The 1,483-nt window shown below is 32.6% G+C and carries 2 protein-coding genes; both read right to left on the reverse strand.

Going from position 1 to position 1,483, the window contains the following annotated elements; genetic code table 11:
• On the reverse strand, positions 1 to 376 hold a 376-nt coding region (locus IE867_RS14415; RefSeq protein ID WP_192485400.1), incomplete at its 3' end, for a hypothetical protein.
• The gene (locus IE867_RS14420) at positions 369 to 743 is read right to left on the reverse strand and encodes a hypothetical protein (RefSeq protein ID WP_192485401.1); all 375 of its coding nucleotides are present in this window, start codon (positions 741 to 743) and stop codon (positions 369 to 371) included. The genes IE867_RS14415 and IE867_RS14420, both read right to left, overlap by 8 nt.
• Positions 744 to 1,483 lie beyond the last annotated feature (740 nt).

Raw genomic sequence — 1,483 nt, forward strand, 5'->3', positions numbered from 1 at the left:
TCAATTTCTCAGAATCAACCTCCCCACTTAAAAGATCAGCGATATATTCATCTGATTCTCTCTTGTTTTCCTTTAGCTCAACCCCATAACCCTCATGTTTAGATAACTTAGCATTATACGTAAATGCAAACGCTTGTCTGATTAAATGGTGGCATTCAATCATTTTCTTAGCGGCATCTTGATAGACTGCTTGCCAATTTTCGACTTCCTCATCATCTGACGCATTGAGCTGTGCTTTTTTGACCGCATAGCCTATATCAATCAAATCACGAATGAATGCAGATTCATTTGTTTCCTCATATTCAACCATCAATTCACGAATATTTATTAGCTTTTTTTCATCTATTCGTATCTCTTTCGGTATCATCTTAGGCATTGTTTTCACCGTTATTTTGTTCACTATTTCCTTGGTTTTCGTTTGATAAAACAGATTTTATTAGCTCTTTCATTCCCATTCTTACCGATTCAAATTCACTTTCAGGCTCTGCAAATTTAGATTTTCTAACATCAAATAATATGCGATATATCTGTCTCAAGTAGTGCCTATTCTCTAGTGCTAAAGTAGCTGAAATCTCTGCTAATCTTTCTTGCCCTTTGTTTTCCTTATTCATGACTACATTAATCCCTTGTTCAAGAAAGAATCTATAGGCATGTTGTTTTGTTGGGATTGATTTGCTTTCACTTGCGTAGTCTTCAATTGTTTTTGCAAGTTCTTCAGGGAGTCTTAAAGTTATTCTGTGCATTTTATAGCCTTTATATCGTATGTCATTTGTCGTCTTTATTATATTTTACAATGACATACAAATTATGTCTAGTACATAGTTTGTATGTCATAAAATATTTTAAATAGATTTATAGACATTCTTACGATGTCTTTTATGAAGATTTAGACATTGTTTGTCGTCTATGTTTGACAGTCAAATATATGTCTGTGTGTTGTGTCATTTGTATGTCTAAATCGATGTAACATATACAGATACAGGCTGTACTGCTTTTAGCCATGTTTATCACTGGCTTTTTGTATTGGTTTTACTTAGATTAGAAAGTGAAAGTTTGCAAAATAAAATTTCCCGCCTTGTTTTTAAAAATTGAATCGCCTGAAATGCTTGTAAATAATGGGGTTGACGGCACACCTTCCCGCAACAAGAACACAATGCACTAGAAGTGCGTACTGTGTCTGCTCATTGATGAGCGTGGGAGTAGCTACTGACTGTAGTATATTATATAACCATTTTTAAAGTATCTGATTTTGTATTGAATTTAACCAAGCCGAAACTATGGCGATTGAATGAGATTTTAAAGCGTGATAAAAGGCAATATAAAAGCGATAGCAAAGACTTTAATAAAAATAGTAGGACTACATTAAGATATTTAAAAAAACTGTGAGAATGAAGAGTAAAAAGTGAAAACAAAAAAGTAAAAATTAAAAATAAAAAAACCAAGACAAGCTTGGCAGTTATTTTGAAAAAAATATTTTGAAAAT

Source organism: Cysteiniphilum marinum, from assembly GCF_014857925.1.
Classification (GTDB): Bacteria; Pseudomonadota; Gammaproteobacteria; order Francisellales; family Francisellaceae; genus Caedibacter; species Caedibacter marinus.